Origin of the sequence: Paenibacillus macerans, from assembly GCF_050565405.1 — a bacterium.
GTDB lineage: Bacteria > Bacillota > Bacilli > Paenibacillales > Paenibacillaceae > Fontibacillus > Fontibacillus macerans_B.
In genome coordinates, this window is sequence record NZ_JBNYYG010000083.1 from 1 (window position 1) to 18356 (window position 18356).

Below are 18356 nucleotides of genomic sequence, written 5' to 3' on the forward strand. Positions count from 1 at the left end.
AAAGGGATAATGGTGCAAAGCGGCAATGCAGAGACTACAAGACACGAACCCTGCTCTGATATCGGTTTTGACTCGTCTTTTTGCACATTGGGTATGGTTAGGTTTAATGCAACGCTAGTGTATCTTCGCAATTATCGTCCTAAAAAACTGCATTTTTGCAGGCATTTGCCCGATTTGGGGAAAAGAGGCCTAAAAAGATGTATTTTTGCAGGTTTTCTGTGGGGGTTAAGGGGTTTGAGCCTTTCTTCGAGTCCGTCAACTTCCGCCCCGGCTGCATTTGGCTTCCCCTCCGGCCCCCCTCTTTAAAGTCGCTGCACGGCGTCCTTTCGAAACTCGTACCTGACGACATGCTTGCCTTCCGCGCCCGAGACCACAGCAACTATGCCCTTGGCGCACATGGATTGCAACGTTTGAACGGCGGTCCGGAGATTGAGGGACAAGTGGGCCACTACGTCGACCGGTCGCAGTGGGCGGGCCAGCCTGCAGGCAAAGCGTAAAATCTCTCCCTCCTGAATCGAGAGGGGATCCGCCGGGGAAGCCGCCGGCAAATACCGGTTTAGCACCAGGCGCAGCAGGGTGACGCACAGCTCGGGGCGGCTCGCGACATCGTCGTAAGCGAATGAAATGACCTGGAACCCCATCGCGGCCAAAAACGTCTCCCGGTTGAGCTCATTGCAGTATTTTTGCCTGTCCATGTCCTTGACGTGCGGACCGAAACCTTTGATTTCGATAACCAGCTTCACCGGTCCAACTAACCAAACAAAATCGCAAAAGTAAGATAGTCCCTTCCGCCTCCCGGTGACCGCGCTCCAAACGCCCTTTTCGTTCCCCGGTTCTGTGCTGCAAATGATTTTGAATAAACTTGGCATGTGCCTTTTCGAATACCAACTCCGATATCACGATCCCTTCCCTCCCGTAAAAAAAGAAAACGCCCCGGCTCCAAAAGCATGGATCGGGACGTTCTTCGTCTTATCCCATTATACATGGCGGAATCGATATTGAAAACGCCGTAATGCTGGTGGTAGGGGAGTGAGGTGACAGGGAAGCGGATGCGGCCTATTGACAGAAAAGGGAAACTCGAATACATTATGAATGAATATAATTAATGTTCATTCACTTGCGGCGTTGCGACCGCCCAATCATCAAAACAGCCCTACAGCAATCCATGAAAACGGTCGTAATGCCGGTACAATGCGTGATGACGCCAGAGAAAGTGAAAAGTGTCACAAATTTTAACTACAAGAAAGCAGGAAACGACAATGAACCATTTGGCATCGCGTGCCGTCGAGTCGGCAAGTTTGGGGATGGGTACCGCGATAGGTCACCGGGCTTTCGGCAAAAACGCGGAAGGAGCACTAATAGCGGCCGAAGCGGAGGTTAAGCGCCTGGAGCGCCTGCTCAGCCGGTTCATCCCCGATAGCGATATCGGCAAGATCAATAGGGCGGCTGGCAGGGGAGAGGTTAAGCTAAGTCAGGAAGCTTATGAAATCCTGGCACTGGCCGGCGGTTTCGCAAAGCGCTGCTACGGGGCGTTTGACGTTACGATCGGCCCGTTGGTTCAGCTGTGGGCCGTGAATCAGGCCACCGCGAGCCCGGAACTGGCCAAGATCAGGCAGGCGGTATCTCTGGTCAATCATGCGGATTTGCGCTTGAATCGCACCGCCAGAACCGCAGAGCTTCGGCATTCGGGTCAGTCCATCGATCTGGGAGCGATCGGCAAAGGGTACGCGAGCGACAAGATCATCGGGTTGTTTCGGCGTTTCGGCGTCATCTCGGCGTTTAGCAATCTCGGCGGGAACGTGGCCGTCCTGGGCGCCAAACCGGACGGTTCGCCGTGGCGCGTCGGCATTCGGGATCCGAGGCGCGAAAACCGCTTGATCGGCGCGGTGGACGTCGTTGACAAGGCGGTCGTAACGTCGGGGGACGACCAGCGTTATTTTATCGACGCCATGGGGATACGGCGGCATCATCTTCTTGATCCGGCGACCGGATATCCCGCGGACGCCGGCCTGATCAGCGTCACGATCGTCGCGGACAGCGCCGCGGCGGCCGACGCGTTGGCGACGGCGGCGTTTGTGGCCGGAATGGAGCGGGGGCTGGCGATCCTCCGCGGCTTCCCCGGAACGGAAGCCGTTTTCGTCGACCGGCGCCGGCAGGTTTACGTAACGTCGGGGTTAAAGGATCATTTCCGAGCGCTGGAGGGAGCAGCCGTGGCCATGATTTAATATGCGAGTTCAAAAAAAAAGTGCAAGTTCAACCTCTAGAATCCAAGGAGGAGAAAGCGATATGAACGGAAAGACCAACCCAAAGAAACGGAAGGGAAAGATGAAAATGTGGATCATCGCGGTAGTGGTTCTGCTTGCGGCAAGCGCCGGAGGCGGCATCCTTTTTACGGCCGGAGAGCGGCGGGAAGGGAAAAATCTCCCGATCCGCGCCGTGGATTTCCATACCCTGAAGGACGGCACGTATGTCGGCGAATACGAAGGCGGGAAGTACAAATGGAGAGCCAACCAGGTTCAGGTAACCGTATCCTCGGGCAGAGTGACGGATATCAAGCTGCTGATGCACAAGGAGAATCGATCGCCGGAGTTTACCGGCAAATTGTACGACAGGGTCCTCGCTTCGCAGTCGCTTGGGGTGGACACCATCAGCGGCGCGACGATCACCTCCAAGGCCTATCTTAAATCCGTGGAGGACGCGCTTAACCAAGCGCAAAAATAACACGCAGGTTCGTTCCTAATAGGGCGGGAAAGGGTGAACGCAAGTCAATGATCTTTTATTTTACGGGAACGGGCAATTCATTGTACGCTGCCAGAGCAATTGCGTCCGAGCAGGGGGAAGAGCTGATTTCCATAGCGGCGGCCCTAAGCGGCAATCGGGAAAGGCATGAATACGAGCTGCGGGAGAATGAGACCATAGGGTTTGTACATCCGGTGTATGCGTGGGGGCCGCCGCCGATCGTGCTGGAATTCATCAAGAAGCTGGAGCTGCGGAATTACCGGGGGAATTACGTTTTTTCCGTCGTTACCTGCGGGGGAAGCGCCGGTAATACCATGAAGGTGATGGCGGATTCCTTGCAAAAACAAGGGTTGCGCTTAAATAGCGGTTATAGCGTGGTTATGCCGAATAACTACATCATGATGGGGGACGTGGATAGCGAAGAGGTCCAGCAAGAAAAGCTTAGGGCGACGGACGGAACCTTAAGGCATATCAACGAAGCGATCGGGCGAAAAGCGGAGGAATTCCAGGTGATCAAGGGCAGGGTCCCGTGGCTGGTGACCGGGATAATCCACCCTATGTTCGTCAAAGGCGCGATGAACACGGCAAAGTTTCATGCCAATGACCGATGCACCGGCTGCGGGATCTGTGCCAAGGTGTGCAACTGCGGCAATATCCAAGTAAGCGAAACGCCGGCTTGGGGGCAGCGCTGCACGCAATGCCTGGCGTGTATCCATTATTGCCCGGTTCAAGCCGTTCAATACGGGCAGGCGACCGTCAAGAAAGGGAGATACGTCAATCCGAACATTAGTATCGCTGAAATTAGCAAGGGCAAGGCGCTTCGGTAAAAAAAACGTCCCGCAAGCTCCGACATCATGCGGAGCCGCGGGACGTTTTGCGTCTTAAGGGGTAGCGGCGGTGTTAGCTAGGGTAATCCGCCGACCGGCTGAGCTCCGCCCATTTTTCGGCTTCCTCGGCGCGGGCCTTGGACGATTTGCGCCCCACGCACCGGATCTCCCGACTGCTTGCCTTCGAACGAATCGCGGAATCGATTCATCGAGCCGACGGTTTCTTCGTAGTCCGCGCCGACCGGCAGCTTGCGCATGGAGGATCCGTTCCAGTCCGTCCGGAACGCGCTCGGTTCGACGATAATCACCTTGATGCCAAGCGGTTTTACCTCGTTGTTCAGCACCTCCGAGAAACCTTCCACGGCATACTTCGCCGTTTGATAAGCCCCCATGCCGGGCGTCCCGCCAACGCGGCCGCCGATGGAGGAGAACTGGATGATATGGCCCGACCGTTTCTTGCGGAGAACCGGCAGCGCCGCTTTCGTCACGTTCACGACGCCGAACAAATTGGCTTCGATTAGCTCGCGGAACATCCCGTCGCTCATTTCCTCGATCGGCGCGCTGTCGGCGTAGCCGGCGTTATTGACGACGACGTCGAGCGTGCCGAATTCGTCCAGGGCGAATTGAACGGCGGCATGTGCCGCCGCGGCGTCCGTGACGTCCAGCGCAAACGAGCGGATGCGGTCTCCGTAGCTTTGCACGAGATCGTCCAACTGCTCCAGCCGGCGGGCGGTAGCGACCACCCGTTCCCCGTTTTCCAAAGCCGCTTTGACGAGTTCTCTTCCGAATCCCCGGGAGCTCCCGGTAATCAACCATACTTTAGACATGATCATCAACGTCCCTTCAGTTCGTTATTCGCCACATAGATTTCCTTAGGTTTTTTGCTTCGCGCCATATAGGCCAAGGGGATCACGAAGGACAAGCCTGCGGCGCCGGCAAGGTTCTGTTCTTGGGAATGAACCAGATGACCAATAACAGCAGCACGACGGCGTATGCGTAACAAAGGAAGACGCTCCGCCATCCGTACGAGGCGATAAACCCGCCCACCGACAGGAAAATCGCCCCGCCGATGCCGTTAACGGCGGTCACCAGCCCGTTCATGCGGGAACGCTCGCGGCCTTCGGTATTTTCGGCAATGAGCGCATTGTAAGTCGGTGCAACAAACCCGATGCCTACTCCCAGGATCGCCCGAAAGACGAGGATCCAGGTTACAGAGTCGACGAACGCGGGCCCGATTCCCCCGATGAGATAAATGGCCAGCCCCAGGGAAATCCGCGTGCAGCAGCTTGACGGCGGGCGCGGCCAGCATATTGCCGAACGTGACGATGACGGAACAGCATAAGACGGCGATTTTGAAGCTTCGTTTCATGGGTTCCCTTCTTTCTTTTGGATTCGAAGAGAAGGATAACATGTTCTCGAGACGAATTAAATGAAAAATATTAATTTTGTCTATTATGTGTATTCAGTGTGATTTGTTTACTTATTTACTGTATAATGTGGGAGAGAGCGTAAGGAGGGCAAATTCGAATGGAACGATCAGCCGATCATCAACAGAGCAAAACAAAATATAAAATGCTGAAGAAGTTGGCAGCCGTCACCAAAAAAGAGGGCTTCCAAAGCTTGCGAATGGAAGATATTGCCAAATCCATGGATGTGAGCCGGGCGACGATGTATAAATATTTTTCCTCCAAAGACGAAGTGATCGAAGGGTTAGTGGAGACCTATGAGGACTTCATCAACGGGCTCGTGCTGGATACGGGGCAGGCTCCGGAAGCTTCGTTCGGGACCCGGTTTCAACAAGTGTTCGAGCAATCGGTGCTGCTGATCGAGTCGGTGACGGACGTGTTTTTGCGCGACCTGCAGACGGGATATCCCGAATTGTTCGGCCGCATCAAGGATGCGATGCATCGGCGGGAACGGAAAATGGTGGAGTTTTATCAAGACGGAATGAAGCGGGGGATCTTCAATGCGGTGAACGTCAAATTCCTGCTGCTGCAGGATGACGTGATGCTGCGGGAAATCCTGACGATCAAATATATGATGTTTAACCAAACGACGATACAGCAGGTGCTTTACGACTATTACGCTTTCAAAAAAATCCAGCTGTTCAAGGCCGACAAGCTGGCGATGGTCGACGATGGGAATGTCGAAGCGATCATGGACCATATCTTGCAGAAATTCAAGTTTTACATCGTATAATCCGAGGATAATAACTTAAGAGGGCGGCCCGGCCGGGTTATCCGCCCCCGTATTTTTTGGCGTAATGCGCCAGCGCCAGAAGCGGCCAGATGTACCGGTAGCTGTGATAGTGCACGTAAAAATAGCCCGGCAGCCCGGCTCCGGTCGGATACGTGCTTGCCCTGCCGTCCTCGTGCAAGAGAGCGATCAAACGGGCGGCGCCCCGCTCGAGCTTGGGCGTTGGCCGATCGTGCACCGCGATCAGCGCATCCAGCGCCCAGGCCGTTTGCGAGGGCGTGCTGGCGTGAAGCGGCACGTACCGCTTCGCATGATCGCTGCGGCAAGATTCGCCCCAACCGCCGTCCGCGTTTTGGATGCTTAACAGCCAGTCGGCGCTCCTGACGATGGCCGGGTGATCGGAGGGCATACCCACCGCAATCAATCCCGTCAAGGCCGCCCAGGTACCGTAGATGTAACAAATTCCCCAACGGCCGTACCACGAACCGTCCGACTCTTGATGGCTGAGGAGCCAGTCGGCCCCGCGCGCGACCCGGTCATGACGAACGCCGAGTTTGGCGAAGTTCCCCAAGTACTCCAGCGCCCGGCCGGTCAGATCGGCTTCCGAAGGATCGGTGGCCGCGGATTTGGCCCCTTCAATCGCCAACCAGGTGAGCATTTCCTTGTCGGTGTTTTTTTCGAAAGCCGGCCAGCCTCCGTCGTTGTTTTGCATCGATATCACCCAATTCAGCCCGCGGTTCCATGAATCCAGATAACGGAGGTCGCTGTCGTGCAAGGGATGGATGGCACGCAGGGCGGCGGTCGTGTCGTCAACGTCGGGGACGATCGTATTCGTGTCGGAGAATCCCCACCCTCCGGGAACGATGCCGGGATTATGGATGTGCCAATCCCCGTACTTGCGGTGTTGTTTGTCGCGCAAATAGGCGGCCGCCTTAAGAATAGCGGGATGCTCTGTCCCCACCCCCGCTTCCTGCATGGCATAGGAGAGCAACGCGGTATCCCACACGGGAGAAGGGGAGTTTTGAATCGTGGTGTAGCCGCCGCCGTCGCCCGGACCGTTGCCAACCGTAAACTGCAGGTTGGACAGCCCTTCTACCGCGCGTTGGATGACCGGATGCTGCGGTTCGTAACCGAGCGCGAGCAAGGCGAACACCATCAGCACCGTGCAACTGGCGTACGTGTAAAGCGTCCCGTCGCCTTCGATCCGGTCGAGCAGGTATTGCTCGGCTTTGTTGACGGCGGCTTGCCGGATGCGGCGCGGCGTGCCGACCAGATGCCCCAACGCCGATTGAATGCCCTCCAACGGCTCCCGATTTTCCCGGGAGAGCGGTTCTTCGCCGGCACCACGGGTTAAATAAAGCCCGCTCAAATCGGGCGTTCGCGCCGTCCTGGCGCGGTAATTCCGCTCGGCCAGGATCAGCAGCGGAACGAGATGAACCCGCGAATAGCCGGAGAAATCGTAAAAATTGAGCGGAAAGGATTCGGGCAGCAGCAGCATTTCGATCGGGATGAGCGACAAAGACGTTGGCCATTCCCTTTGCCCGGTGGCGGCCAGAATGGCTTTTGTCAGCAGGCTTTTCGCTTGGCCGATGCCGCCGCGCTCCAGAATATAACGCTTGGCCCGCTGAACCGGTTCGTCCTCAGGCTGGCTATATCCCGAATAGAGCAGCGCATAATACGCCTCGACCGTGGCAGACAAATTGCCTTCGTCCTCGTCCGCAAACCATTTCCAGCAACCTTCCGGCTGTTGCGCAGCAAGGATGCGGTCATGCAGCTGCCGTATCAAGCCCTCCTGATCTGCGCTTAACGTGCGAAACAAGATGATCGCGCAGGCATCGATCGTCGTCCCGTTCTCGAAGCAAAAGCGCCAAGTGCCGTTTGGCTCCTGCCGCTGGGTCAGTTCCTCGGTCAGCCGGCGGATTTCCTCGCGGATCCCGGTGATGATTTGGCTCATTCCCTGGTCCCCCCTTGACATTGTCATCCCATTATATGAAGCCGGGGACGGGGGCATGATGGAAGCGGCGGGCTATTTTGCCGAACCCGGACCGAAGACCGGGGCTAATCTTGAGACCGCAAGATAACGAAAGGGCCTGGGGATTGCGGAGATTTTCCGGTATAGTAGAGTTGGAAACAGGAAAAGGGAGACGAGCGATGACGAAAAGACTGTATTTTGACGATGCGTATTTAACCCGTTGGACGACGCGCGTGCGGGACAAGCTGGAACGGGAGGACGGCGTTTACGTCGTGCTGGAGGAAAGCGCCTTTTACCCGCATGGGGGCGGGCAGCCGAACGATGCGGGATGGATCGGCGGCATTCCGGTGTTGGACGTCGTAGGCGAAGACGATGCGGTGCTCCATAAGGTGGAACGATTCCCGGAGGAAAGCGAGGTCGCATGCGAAATCGACTGGGAGCGCCGCTTCGATCACATGCAGCAGCACAGCGGACAGCACCTGTTATCGGCCGTGTGCCGCGAACTGTACGGGGCGATGACCTTAAGCTTCCACCTCGGCGCGGACTACTGCACAATCGATGTGGACCAGCCGGAGCTGTCCGCCGGGCAGTTTGCCGCGATCGAACGCGAAGTCAACCGGCATATTTATCTGAACCACCGGATTACGAGCTATTTCGTGTCGGGGGAGGAGGCTTCCCGGTTGCCGCTGGTGAAGCCGCCGAAGGTGAAGGACCGCGTCCGCATCGTCGAGACGGAAGGCGTGGAGTACAACGGCTGCGGGGGGACGCATGTTTCGGCTACCGGCGCGATCGGGATGATCAATCTGCTGAAAACCGAAAAGCAAAAGGGGAATGTGCGGATCGTCTTCAAATGCGGTTGGCGCGCCCTGGCCGAGTTTCAGGAGCAGCGGCGGGCGTTAGGGTTGGTGACCGCCAGGTTGAAAACGGGCAGGGACGGCATCATGGAGCGCCTGGACAAATGGGAGGACGAGCAAAAGCAGCTGCAATTGGAGTTGGACGCGCTTAAAGACGCCCTGGACGAGGTTGCGGTCCGGGAGCTGCTCGCCGAGCGGGACGGCGGGCTGATCGCGCAAATCTACGCGGACAAGCCCCTCAAAGATCTGCAAAGTCTAGCGCAAAAATTGACCGGCCAAACCGATGCCCCGATACTGCTGGCGGCGCAATCGGAGCACAAGATCGTGTTGGCCCATAGCGGCAGCTACCCCGTTTCCTGCGGCGCCTTCTTCAAAGAGCATCTGGCTATGCATAACGGGAAAGGCGGCGGCAGCGACAAGCTGGCGCAGGCCGGCTTCGGCTCCTGGGAGGATGCGCTGGCTTTTTACGAGTTTGTCAAGCAGGCCTTGTAAGTTGATTGCTGAGATTCAAGGCAAATATAACCGTGCTTGACCGTCAAGTCGGCAATCGATTTTGACGTTAGATCAACACTCGCTGTTCGGAGGCTTTGCACGATTATCCCGTTTGATCAGATGGCGAGAAACAGACTAGCTCTGGGGAAGAATAAATTGGTTAGAGAAACAAGATCTGTTCGAGATCATGAGACGGGCTTAGAACAAAGAAGCAGGGTGGGGGTTAGCTTGACGATGCAGGCGTTACCCTAGACAGAAGGATTAAGATTGCAACAAAATCACGGTATTTTCGTTTCCACCGCGTCTTGTCCTTTATCTCTCGTCCGGTCTGCTTCACTTCTCCAAGCCTCCAAGCCTTGCACCCTTAACGAAAGGGATAATCGTGCAAAGCAGCATGCAGAGACTACAAGACAGGGCTCAAGATACGGGGTTCTATCTACCTCAAAGCCGTCGTCTTCGGCTTGGCGTACAGCTTGATGCGCACCCACAGCGTGTTGACCAGCAGCAGGATGCCGGAGATGACGAACAGCCCCTCGATGCCGATGTATCCGGCGAGAAAACCGCCGATCAAAGAGCCCATCATGTTGCCGAGGGCCAGCGTGCTGCTGTTGAAGCCGAACGCCCGGCTCTCCATGCCGTCTGGAGTATAGAAGCGGATCAGCGCGTTTACGCTGGGCAGCAGCCCGCCCATGAACACGCCCATCAGGAACCGGACGGCGATGAGCTGCCAGACCGTCTGGACGAACGCCTGCGGGATCAGCGTGGCCGCCGCGCCGATCAAGCAAAACGTCAGGATGCGGTGCGCCCCCAGCTTGTCGCTGACTCTTCCGAGCACCGGCGAGGTGATCATGTTGGAGATCCCGGTGACGGCGCTGACGAACCCGGCCCAGAATGCCACGTTGGCCGTCTGGCCGTGCAGCTTCTCGACGTACAGCGGCAGCAGCGACATCGGGCTGAGCATCGCGAATTGGAGCAGGAACGTTACGGCGAACAGCGCGGTCAGCTGCGGCGTTTTGTTCAGCTCAAGGAACCCTTGCAGCACGGAAGGCTGCGGGGTATGCGAAGCCTCCTCGCGGTCGAACTTCTCGCGCACGAACAGCAGCGCCAGCAGCGAGGCGATGAACAGCAGCACGCCGGTAATGTAGAAGATCGGGCGGAACCCGATCCACTCCGCCATTAATCCGCCGATCAACGGCCCAAGGATCGTCCCGGCGACCGTCCCGGATTGGATCGTGCCCATGGCGAAGCCCATCCGTTCCTTCGGCGCCGTGCCCGAAATGAGCGCTACGGAGGCGGGGTTAAAGCCGGAGATCGTGCCGTTCAGCAGCCGCAGCCCCAGCAAGTGCCAAGGCTGGGTGGCGAAGCCCATCAGCGTAATGACGATCGCCATGCCGAAACCGGAGCGCAGCAGCATGATTTTGCGCCCGTATTTGTCGGCCAGCTTTCCCCAGATGGGCTGGAAAATAAACGAAGTCGCGAAATTGGCGGCAAAAATCATCCCCGCCCATAAACCGATCGCCTGCTCGCCCTGCACATGCAAATCCCGCGCCAGATACAGCGAGAGAAAAGGGGTGATCATCGTCATCCCGGCATTGACCAAAAACTGTCCGAACCAAAGCACAATGAGGTTGACCTTCCACGTTTTCAATGTGCTTTCACTTCCTTTCGCAGGGATCTGGATGTATTTTTAAGTATAGCATAGCTGGAAATGTTTGTTCTGCGACGAGCTTCATCGCATCTTCATCCGATTGTCATAGGTTCGCCATGCGTTCGTTCGTTGTGATAGTTGTTACTTACTTTTAAGTAGGGCATAATGTAGATTAGAATGTTTATAGTATAGTTCAATTTTTTCCTAAAAATGGTTTCTACGAGTATTGGAGGCGTACGGATTGGTTTATAACGATCGTTTGATTCGGGCCCTGCGGCGGCAGGAGGTGGATCGCCTCCCGGTTTGGTACATGCGCCAGGCGGGCAGGTATGATCCCGACTACCGGAAAATCAAAGAAAAGTACAGTTTGCTCGAAATATGCCGACAGCCGGAGCTGGCGGCGGAAGTGACGATGATGCCCGTCCGCAAGCTTGGCGTGGATGCGGCTATTTTGTATTCCGACATCATGAATCCGGTTGCTTCGCTGGGCGTCGATTTCGATATCGTCAAGAACATCGGGCCGGTCATTGAACAGCCGATCCGTACGGCCGCAGACATCGAACGGCTGAAGCCGATCGACGTGCATAAGGACTTATCGCATATTTTGGAAACGATCTCGATTTTGGACAAGGAGCTTGACGTTCCGCTGATTACGTTTGCCGGAGCGCCGTTCACGATCGCCAGCTACCTGATCGAAGGGCGCCCGTCCAAAAGCTACATCCGTACCAAATCGATGATGTACGGCGAGCCGGAGTTGTGGTTCAAGCTGATGGATAAGCTCGGCGACATGGTGATCACGTATCTGCGGGCCCATGTGCAAAGCGGCGGCAAAGCGTTCCAACTGTTCGACAGCTGGGTAGGGGCGCTGGCGCCTAAGGACTTCGTAAAATATGTACTTCCGACGATTACCCGTATTTTTGCCGAACTTCGGGATTTGGATGTACCGAAAATCTATTTTCCCGGCGTCAGCTCGGGGGAACTGCTGCCGACATTAACCGGCATCGCGGCCGACTGCATCGGTCTCGACTGGCGGGTCTCGATCTCGGAAGGACGGCGCCGTACGGGCGGCAAGTTTGCGGTGCAAGGCAATTTGGACCCTTACCTTCTGACCGCGCCGATGGACGTGATCAAACAGCAGGCCAAGGACATTATCGACGAGGGCATCTCGGAGGCCGGATTTGTCTTCAATCTGGGGCACGGCCTGTACCCGGAAGCATCCATCGACAAGCTGCGGGAGCTGACGGAATTCATTCATGAATATTCCGCAGGGGCGATCCTGCATCAACCCGTACCGCGTGCGTAATGCTATAGCACGACGATGAGAAGCAACCCAACTATCGACTAGAGGTGAATAAAGATCGTGAAATCGAAGATCGGTGTTTTGGTGATGTCGTACGGCACGCCGCAAAGTTTGGAGCAGGTCGAAGCGTATTATACGCATATTCGGCGCGGCCATCCCCCAACCGCGGAACAGCTTCAGGAATTGGTGGGACGGTATGAGGCGATCGTGGGAGGTTTTTTCCCATTGCGCGCCAATACCGACAAGCAGGTTGAGGCTTTGCAGGAGACGTTAAACCGCATGACGGCGGACAAAGACGTCGAATTCGTCTGCTATCAGGGCTTGAAGCATGCCAACCCCTTTATTGAGGACGGCGTGGCCGAAATGGCCGGGGACGGCATCAAGGAAGCCGTCGGCATCGTGCTGGCGCCGCATTATTCCGTCATGAGCATCGGCGGCTATATCAAACGCGCGGAAGCGAAGGCGAAGGAAGAGGGCGTCGCCATGAGCTTCGTACATAGCTATCATCTTCATCCGAAGCTGATCGAAGCGTTTGCCGCAAGGGTCTCCGTCAAGCTGGACCAGTTCGAGGAGGCCGGCGCTTTGCGCGATCAGATCAGAGTGTTGTTCAGCGCCCACAGCCTGCCGGAGAAAATCCTGGACATGGGCGACCCGTACCGCGACCAATTGCTGGAAACATCCAAGGCGGTGGCGGAGAAAGTCGGCGTAACGAATTGGCAATTTACCTGGCAAAGCGCGGGCCGCACCGCCGATCCGTGGCTAGGACCGGATATTTTGGACACGCTGAAGGACTTGAGTGAGGAGCAGGTAGAGGACGTGCTGGTCGCTCCGGTCGGATTCGTGTCGGACCACCTGGAAGTGCTGTACGACCTGGACATCGAAGCCAAAACGATCGCCAAAGAGCTGGACATGCGGCTGGAGCGGATCGAATCGCTCAATACCGAGCCTTTGTACATGGAGGCGCTTAGCGACGTCATTATCAAAACTTGGGAAAAGAGATGAGAGGACATGCGTGAATCTTCACGTAAGGTTGTCGTAATCGGCGGGGGGCTGACCGGGCTGTCCGCGGCATTTTACATTCGTAAGTTTTACCGGGGGCAAGGCATCCTGCCGCAAATTACGCTGCTGGAAAAAAGCGGCGCGCTGGGCGGCAAAATCGAAACCCTGGAGAAAGACGATTTCGTGATCGAAAAAGGCCCGGATTCTTTCCTGGCCCGCAAGACGGCCATGACCGATTTGGCGAAGGAGCTGGGGTTGGAGCAGGAGCTGGTGTCGATGAATCCCGACGCCAAGAAGACGTACATCGTCAGCGGAGGCAAGCTGCATCCGATGCCGTCGGGGTTGGTGCTCGGCATCCCTACCGAGCTCGGGCCGTTTCTGCGCAGCGGGCTGGTTTCCTGGGGCGGCAAAGCCCGGGCGATGCTGGATCTCGTGATGCCGGCGCGCCAAAGCGAGGAGGACGAATCGCTGGGGGCGTTCATCGAGCGGCGGCTTGGCGCCGAGGTGCTGGAGAACGTGACCGAGCCGCTGCTTGCCGGCATTTATGCGGGCGATACCTACAAGCTCAGCTTGCAATCGACCTTCCCGCAATTCGGCGAGGTGGAACGGGCCTACGGCAGCCTGATCAAAGGCATGATGACCGGCAAGAAGCCGGTGGAGACGCATACCGGCACGAAACGCAGCGCATTCCTGACGTTCCGGCGGGGGCTGCAAACGCTGGTAGACGGATTGATCGGCTCGCTGTCCGACGTGAACCGGCGTCTGGATAGCGAGGTGGCGGAAATTCGGCGCTCGGGACCGGAGGCGTACGAGGTCGTGCTCACGTCGGGCGAATCGCTGGCGGCGGACGACGTGATCGTCACGGTGCCGGCTTTTGCCGCCGCCGATTTGCTGCGTCCGCATGTAGACGTGTCCGCGCTGGATGCAATCAACTACGTGTCGGTCGCCAACGTCGTCATGGCGTTTGACTGTAAGGACGTAACCGGCTTGTTCGACGGTTCCGGGTTCCTCGTGCCGCGCAAGGAAGGACTCAACATCACCGCCTGCACATGGACCGGCATCAAGTGGCTGCATACGAGTCCGGACGATAAAATGCTGCTGCGCTGTTACGTCGGCCGCTCCGGCGACGAGGAGAACGTATTCCTGCCCGACGAGGAGCTGGCGGAGCTCGTGCTGAAGGACCTGAAGCAACTGATGAACGTCACGGCCCGCCCGTTGTTCACGGAAATTACCCGGCTTCCGAAATCGATGCCGCAATACCCGGTCGGCCACCTGGAGCACATCGCCGGCCTGAACGAACGGCTGGAGGCTTCGTTGCCTGGCGTTTACGCGACGGGAGCGGCCTTCTACGGCGTCGGCCTGCCCGATTGCATCAAGCAAGCGAAGGAGCTCGCCGAACGGATGGCGGGCAAACTCAAAGTCGCGCAAGCCTGATCGTTCGCGCCGCGAGCGCCGAGACTGGGACTTCTCTACCCCTTTCCTGCAAAATAGGCGAGGGGTTCTATTTATTTCCGGATACCTGATATAATAAAATCAATACGGTCAGCTTTCGATCACGAAGTAATTGCGAAGATGTGGTTTCGACATCGAATCTTGAATTCAGCCGGGACTTCCGTTGCTCACGTAGCTTCCAGTTACGCTCCGCTACTTTCGTCCCTAGCTTCATCCAACCTTCTCGGTGCTCAAAACCTGATTTCGAATCATCATTGAAACGGTAGTTCAACCAAAAGGAGTCCGTAATGTATCCACCGAGGTCGGAAAAAAACCAAAAGAAGCAGCAGGAGAAAAAGCGGCGTCAAACCCGAATTTGGCTCATGCTGAACCTGACTCTCATCACGTTGATTCTCGTGCTGGGAGCCTACTTTTATTTGCAGGAACGAACGCAGCAAGGGGGACAGGAAACGGGAACGGAACAAATCTCGGGCGACCTGGAGGGGGCCGCGGCGAATGAAGGGAACGGCGGCGCGGGGCCTTCGAACGGGCAGACGCCGGCTGACGGATCCTCGCCTTCCGAGGCGGATGGGTCCGACGGAGCCGGCGATGCCGGGAATGGCGAGCCTTCCCCGCCGCCCGGTGGCGATAACGATGCTGCGGGGAGCGGCGGGATGGATCCAGCCGATCTCCCCGGCGATTCGCCGAGCGGGAACGGAAATGATGAGGATCGGCTGTTGATCCATTTTGCGGGAGATACGATTTTCTCCGGCAAGGTGGAGGAGAAGCTGGAGAAGACGGGGTACGAGTATCCGTACGAATACGTGCGCGAGCTGTTTCAAAACGACGATCTCAGCGTACTGAACCTGGAAACGCCCGTCACGGAAGGCGGTGAGCCTGCCGAGAATAAGACCTTCGTGTTCAAGTCGCCGCCCAAAGCGCTGGGGCCGATGGCGAAAGCCGGCGTGGACGCGGTCAACTTGGCCAACAATCATATCCTCGATCAAGGCGTTGCCGGCCTCAACGATACGATGAAGGCTTTGCGGCAGTATCACGTTTTATATGCGGGAGCCGGCAAGAACAGCAAAGACGCCTACGCCCCGGTGTATATCGAACGCAAGGGAATCAAGATCGCTCTGTTCGGATTCAGCCGGGTGGTGCCGGAGCCCGGTTGGGTCGCGGGCGCCAACAAAGCGGGCGTCGCTTCGGCGTATGCCCCCGAACCGGCGCTGAACGCCATCCGCGCGGCGCGGGAGAACGCCGATCTGGTGCTGGTCATGACCCATTGGGGCAAGGAACGGACGACGAAGCTGGAAGATCATCAGCAGGAACTGGCCCATGCCTTTATCGATGCGGGAGCCGATCTGGTGGTCGGCGGACATCCTCATGTGATGCAGGGGCTGGAGAACTACAAGGGCAAATGGATTGCTTATAGCACGGGCAATTTCATCTTTACCAAATCGAAGGATCCGAAAACGTGGGAGACGGCGGTGTTTGCCGCGAGCTGCACGCGCGACGGAGACTGTCGGCTGCAGCTTATTCCGTACCGCACCGAGCTGGGGCAGCCCGTGCCGATGAGTCCCGAGGACGGCAGCAAGCTGCTGCGGGAGATCGAAAGCTATTCCCCCGGGGTGCGGATTGCGGAAACGGGAGAGGTGTTCGCGTCTTAGCCGGAAACGGATCGGGTCCGTCATAAGGAGGGGAGGCTTTGCGAAACCCATGCGTAGCCCATCGCGGTTTCTCCGGGTTCGCCCCGGAAAATACGATGGCCGCGGTTCAACTGGCGATGGAGCGGGAGGATGTCCGGTGGATCGAAATTGATGTACAATGTTCGAAGGACGGCGTCCCGCTGCTGATTCATGATTTTACGCTGAACCGGACGACGACCGGCCGGGGGCCGGTCAAGGATAAGACCTGGGCGGAATTGCAGACCCTGGATGCGGGGAGCTGGAAATCGAAGGCATACCGCGGCGAACGGCTACCGAGCCTTGATGAATTTTTGGACGCGATCGCCGGCCGGCTGCGCGCCAATATCGAAATCAAAACCGAAGGCAACCTATATCCGGGCATCGAGGAGAAAATTATCTCCGCCGTCAAGCGGCGGCACATGGAGGGCGAGGTCGTGTTGACCTCGTTCGAGCCGAGGGTTCTGGCCAAAATCAAGGAGATCGGCCGCGGCATCCGCACCGGCCTGATCATCGACCGCCAGCCGACGGATTTGCTGCTCCGGCTGCAGTTGCTCCATTGCTCGTTTTTATCGATCCATTATAAGGCTTTAACCGCCGAACTGGCGGCCAAGGCCATCAAACGGGGCATCGACGTCATGGCCTGGACGATGGACGAGGCGAGGACGCTGCGCAAAGTCGCCTCGCTGCATCCGGACATCCTGCTCTGCACGAATCGGCCGGATGTGTGGCGTAAAGCGATTCCCGGGTCGGGCCGGGACGAATGAACGACCCATAGTTATACATAACGCTAATATTCACGAATAATCGCGGTTATGGATGCCGCAATCCATGGGGGGAAATCAAATCATGAACAAAATGATCGCAAACGTGTATTGCGTGGGCAGGAATTACCGGGCGCATGCCGAAGAGCTGGGCAATGAGGTTCCGACCGAGCCGATGATCTTTCTGAAGCCGTCGCACGCGGTGACGGCGCTCGACGGAAGAGGCCTGGAGCTCCCGGCGGACCGTGGGTCCGTCCACTACGAGGGGGAGCTGGTGCTGCGCATCGCCCGCGATTATAAGCCGGGGATGACGGTCGACGAGCTGGTGGATGTGATTGCGTTCGGGATCGATTTTACGCTGCGCGACGTGCAGAACATCGTGAGAGATAAAGGGAATCCGTGGACGCCGGCCAAAGGCTTCCTGCAATCGGCGCCGATCACGCCATACATCGCATTCCCCGGCGCGGCGGACACCGCGAACGAGGACTTCGTGCTCCGCAAGAACGGAGAAGTCGTGCAGCGCGGCAACATCAGCCGGATGATTTTCCCGCTGCAGCAGATCGTGGATTATATCGCCGAGAACTACGGGCTGGGCGAAGGCGATTTGATTTTCACCGGTACGCCTGAAGGCGTGGGGCCGGTCTATCAAGGCGACAAGCTGGAACTTTCCTACGGCTCCCAGGTGCTGGGCAGCTGCATGGTGGCGTCCGGCCCGGCCGCAAAATGATGATGGATTGGATCGTCGGGGCGCTTTGCGCCCTGATCGTGTCTGGAGCCGCCTATTGGAAAAGCTCGCTTTCCCTGTCCGGTATGCTGGCGGCGTTCGCGTTGGGCACGGTCTATTACGGAGCGGGAAATCTGTTTTGGTTCGGCATCTTGCTGCTGTTTTTCGTGAGCTCGTCCGCGCTCTCGCGTTTCCGCGGCGACCGCAAAGAAGAGCTGGAGAAATCCTATGCCAAGAGCGGGCGCAGGGACGCCGGCCAGGTGCTGGCGAACGGCGGCTTGGGCATGCTGGCTTGCCTGGGCAATCTGATTTGGCCGGATCCGGGCTGGGGGTATTTCTTCGCCGGTACGATGGCTGCGGTGACGGCGGACACGTGGGCTACGGAACTGGGCGGGCTTAGCCGGACGGAGCCGCGTTCCATCTTGACCGGTCGCCGGGTTCCGCCGGGAACGTCGGGCGGCGTGACGCTGCTTGGCAGCGCTGCGGCGCTGGCCGGCGGGGCTGTGATCGGCGGGGCCGCCTGGCTGCTGCTGATATGGACGGGCGAAGCCGCCTATCCCGATGCCGGCGGGGCGGTTCTGTCGCTGATCAAGTGGGCGTTGCTCGCCGGGATCTCCGGTCTGGCCGGCGCATTCGCCGACTCCTTGCTGGGCGCGACGCTCCAGGGGATGCAGCGATGCACGGTTTGCGGCAAAGAGGTCGAGGTCGCTGCGCATTGCGGCCGC

Annotated in this window: 17 protein-coding genes; 12 read left to right on the forward strand and 5 right to left on the reverse strand. The window is 57.6% G+C overall.

What is annotated here, in order from left to right:
* Positions 1-302: 302 nt before the first annotated feature.
* Positions 303-743, reverse strand: coding sequence for a hypothetical protein (locus ACQ4N8_RS26505; RefSeq protein ID WP_430707363.1), 441 nt, complete (start codon positions 741-743; stop codon positions 303-305).
* A 516-nt stretch (positions 744-1259) separates the two neighbouring features.
* Here ACQ4N8_RS26505 and ACQ4N8_RS26510 point away from each other — a divergent pair.
* The 3 genes from ACQ4N8_RS26510 to ACQ4N8_RS26520 all read left to right on the forward strand — a co-directional run bounded on the left by ACQ4N8_RS26510 (position 1260) and on the right by ACQ4N8_RS26520 (position 3566).
* On the forward strand, positions 1260-2225 hold the full coding sequence (locus ACQ4N8_RS26510) for an FAD:protein FMN transferase (RefSeq protein WP_430707364.1): 966 nt from the start codon (positions 1260-1262) through the stop codon (positions 2223-2225).
* A gap of 61 nt (positions 2226-2286) precedes the next feature.
* Positions 2287-2721, forward strand: a complete 435-nt coding sequence (locus ACQ4N8_RS26515) for an FMN-binding protein (RefSeq protein ID WP_430707365.1) — start codon at positions 2287-2289, stop codon at positions 2719-2721.
* A 47-nt stretch (positions 2722-2768) separates the two neighbouring features.
* Complete coding sequence (locus ACQ4N8_RS26520) at positions 2769-3566, forward strand: EFR1 family ferrodoxin (RefSeq protein ID WP_430707366.1); 798 nt, start codon at positions 2769-2771, stop codon at positions 3564-3566.
* Positions 3567-3643: 77 nt separating this feature from the next.
* Here the strand turns inward: ACQ4N8_RS26520 and ACQ4N8_RS26525 are convergent, their stop codons facing one another.
* Together ACQ4N8_RS26525 and ACQ4N8_RS26530 are read right to left on the reverse strand one after the other, a co-directional pair.
* A complete protein-coding gene (locus ACQ4N8_RS26525) occupies positions 3644-4393 on the reverse strand; it encodes an SDR family NAD(P)-dependent oxidoreductase (RefSeq protein WP_430707367.1) in 750 nt (249 codons plus the stop codon).
* An 82-nt stretch (positions 4394-4475) separates the two neighbouring features.
* Complete coding sequence (locus tag ACQ4N8_RS26530) at positions 4476-4877, reverse strand: MFS transporter (RefSeq protein WP_430707378.1); 402 nt, start codon at positions 4875-4877, stop codon at positions 4476-4478.
* A 216-nt stretch (positions 4878-5093) separates the two neighbouring features.
* Between ACQ4N8_RS26530 and ACQ4N8_RS26535 the strand changes: the two genes are divergently transcribed.
* Complete coding sequence (locus tag ACQ4N8_RS26535) at positions 5094-5765, forward strand: TetR/AcrR family transcriptional regulator (RefSeq protein WP_430707368.1); 672 nt, start codon at positions 5094-5096, stop codon at positions 5763-5765.
* Positions 5766-5802: 37 nt separating this feature from the next.
* On the opposite strand, the gene shc is transcribed toward ACQ4N8_RS26535, so the two are convergent.
* Positions 5803-7716, reverse strand: coding sequence for a squalene--hopene cyclase (shc, locus tag ACQ4N8_RS26540; protein ID WP_430707369.1), 1914 nt, complete (start codon positions 7714-7716; stop codon positions 5803-5805).
* 197 nt (positions 7717-7913) lie between these two features.
* Between shc and ACQ4N8_RS26545 the strand changes: the two genes are divergently transcribed.
* On the forward strand, positions 7914-9080 hold the full coding sequence (locus ACQ4N8_RS26545) for an alanyl-tRNA editing protein (RefSeq protein WP_430707370.1): 1167 nt from the start codon (positions 7914-7916) through the stop codon (positions 9078-9080).
* 436 nt (positions 9081-9516) lie between these two features.
* On the opposite strand, the gene ACQ4N8_RS26550 is transcribed toward ACQ4N8_RS26545, so the two are convergent.
* On the reverse strand, positions 9517-10728 hold the full coding sequence (locus ACQ4N8_RS26550) for an MFS transporter (protein ID WP_430707371.1): 1212 nt from the start codon (positions 10726-10728) through the stop codon (positions 9517-9519).
* Between the two features lie 241 nt (positions 10729-10969).
* Between ACQ4N8_RS26550 and hemE the strand changes: the two genes are divergently transcribed.
* From hemE to ACQ4N8_RS26585, 7 genes are all read left to right on the forward strand, one after another.
* The gene (hemE, locus tag ACQ4N8_RS26555; RefSeq protein ID WP_430707372.1) at positions 10970-12031 is read left to right on the forward strand and encodes a uroporphyrinogen decarboxylase; all 1062 of its coding nucleotides are present in this window, start codon (positions 10970-10972) and stop codon (positions 12029-12031) included.
* 57 nt (positions 12032-12088) lie between these two features.
* Entirely contained in the window at positions 12089-13030 is a 942-nt protein-coding gene (gene hemH / locus ACQ4N8_RS26560; RefSeq protein ID WP_430707373.1) for a ferrochelatase, read from the forward strand.
* A gap of 6 nt (positions 13031-13036) precedes the next feature.
* Positions 13037-14461 carry a protoporphyrinogen oxidase gene (gene hemG, locus ACQ4N8_RS26565; RefSeq protein ID WP_430707374.1) on the forward strand — a complete coding sequence of 475 codons (1425 nt, stop codon included), beginning with the start codon at positions 13037-13039 and terminating at the stop codon, positions 14459-14461.
* Positions 14462-14766: 305 nt separating this feature from the next.
* Positions 14767-16128, forward strand: coding sequence for a CapA family protein (locus ACQ4N8_RS26570; protein WP_430707375.1), 1362 nt, complete (start codon positions 14767-14769; stop codon positions 16126-16128).
* A 38-nt stretch (positions 16129-16166) separates the two neighbouring features.
* Positions 16167-16910 carry a glycerophosphodiester phosphodiesterase gene (locus ACQ4N8_RS26575; RefSeq protein WP_430707376.1) on the forward strand — a complete coding sequence of 248 codons (744 nt, stop codon included), beginning with the start codon at positions 16167-16169 and terminating at the stop codon, positions 16908-16910.
* Between the two features lie 82 nt (positions 16911-16992).
* Complete coding sequence (locus ACQ4N8_RS26580) at positions 16993-17634, forward strand: fumarylacetoacetate hydrolase family protein (RefSeq protein WP_430707377.1); 642 nt, start codon at positions 16993-16995, stop codon at positions 17632-17634.
* Positions 17635-17636: 2 nt separating this feature from the next.
* Positions 17637-18356: DUF92 domain-containing protein (locus ACQ4N8_RS26585; RefSeq protein WP_430707379.1), on the forward strand; the 720-nt coding region annotated here is incomplete at its 3' end.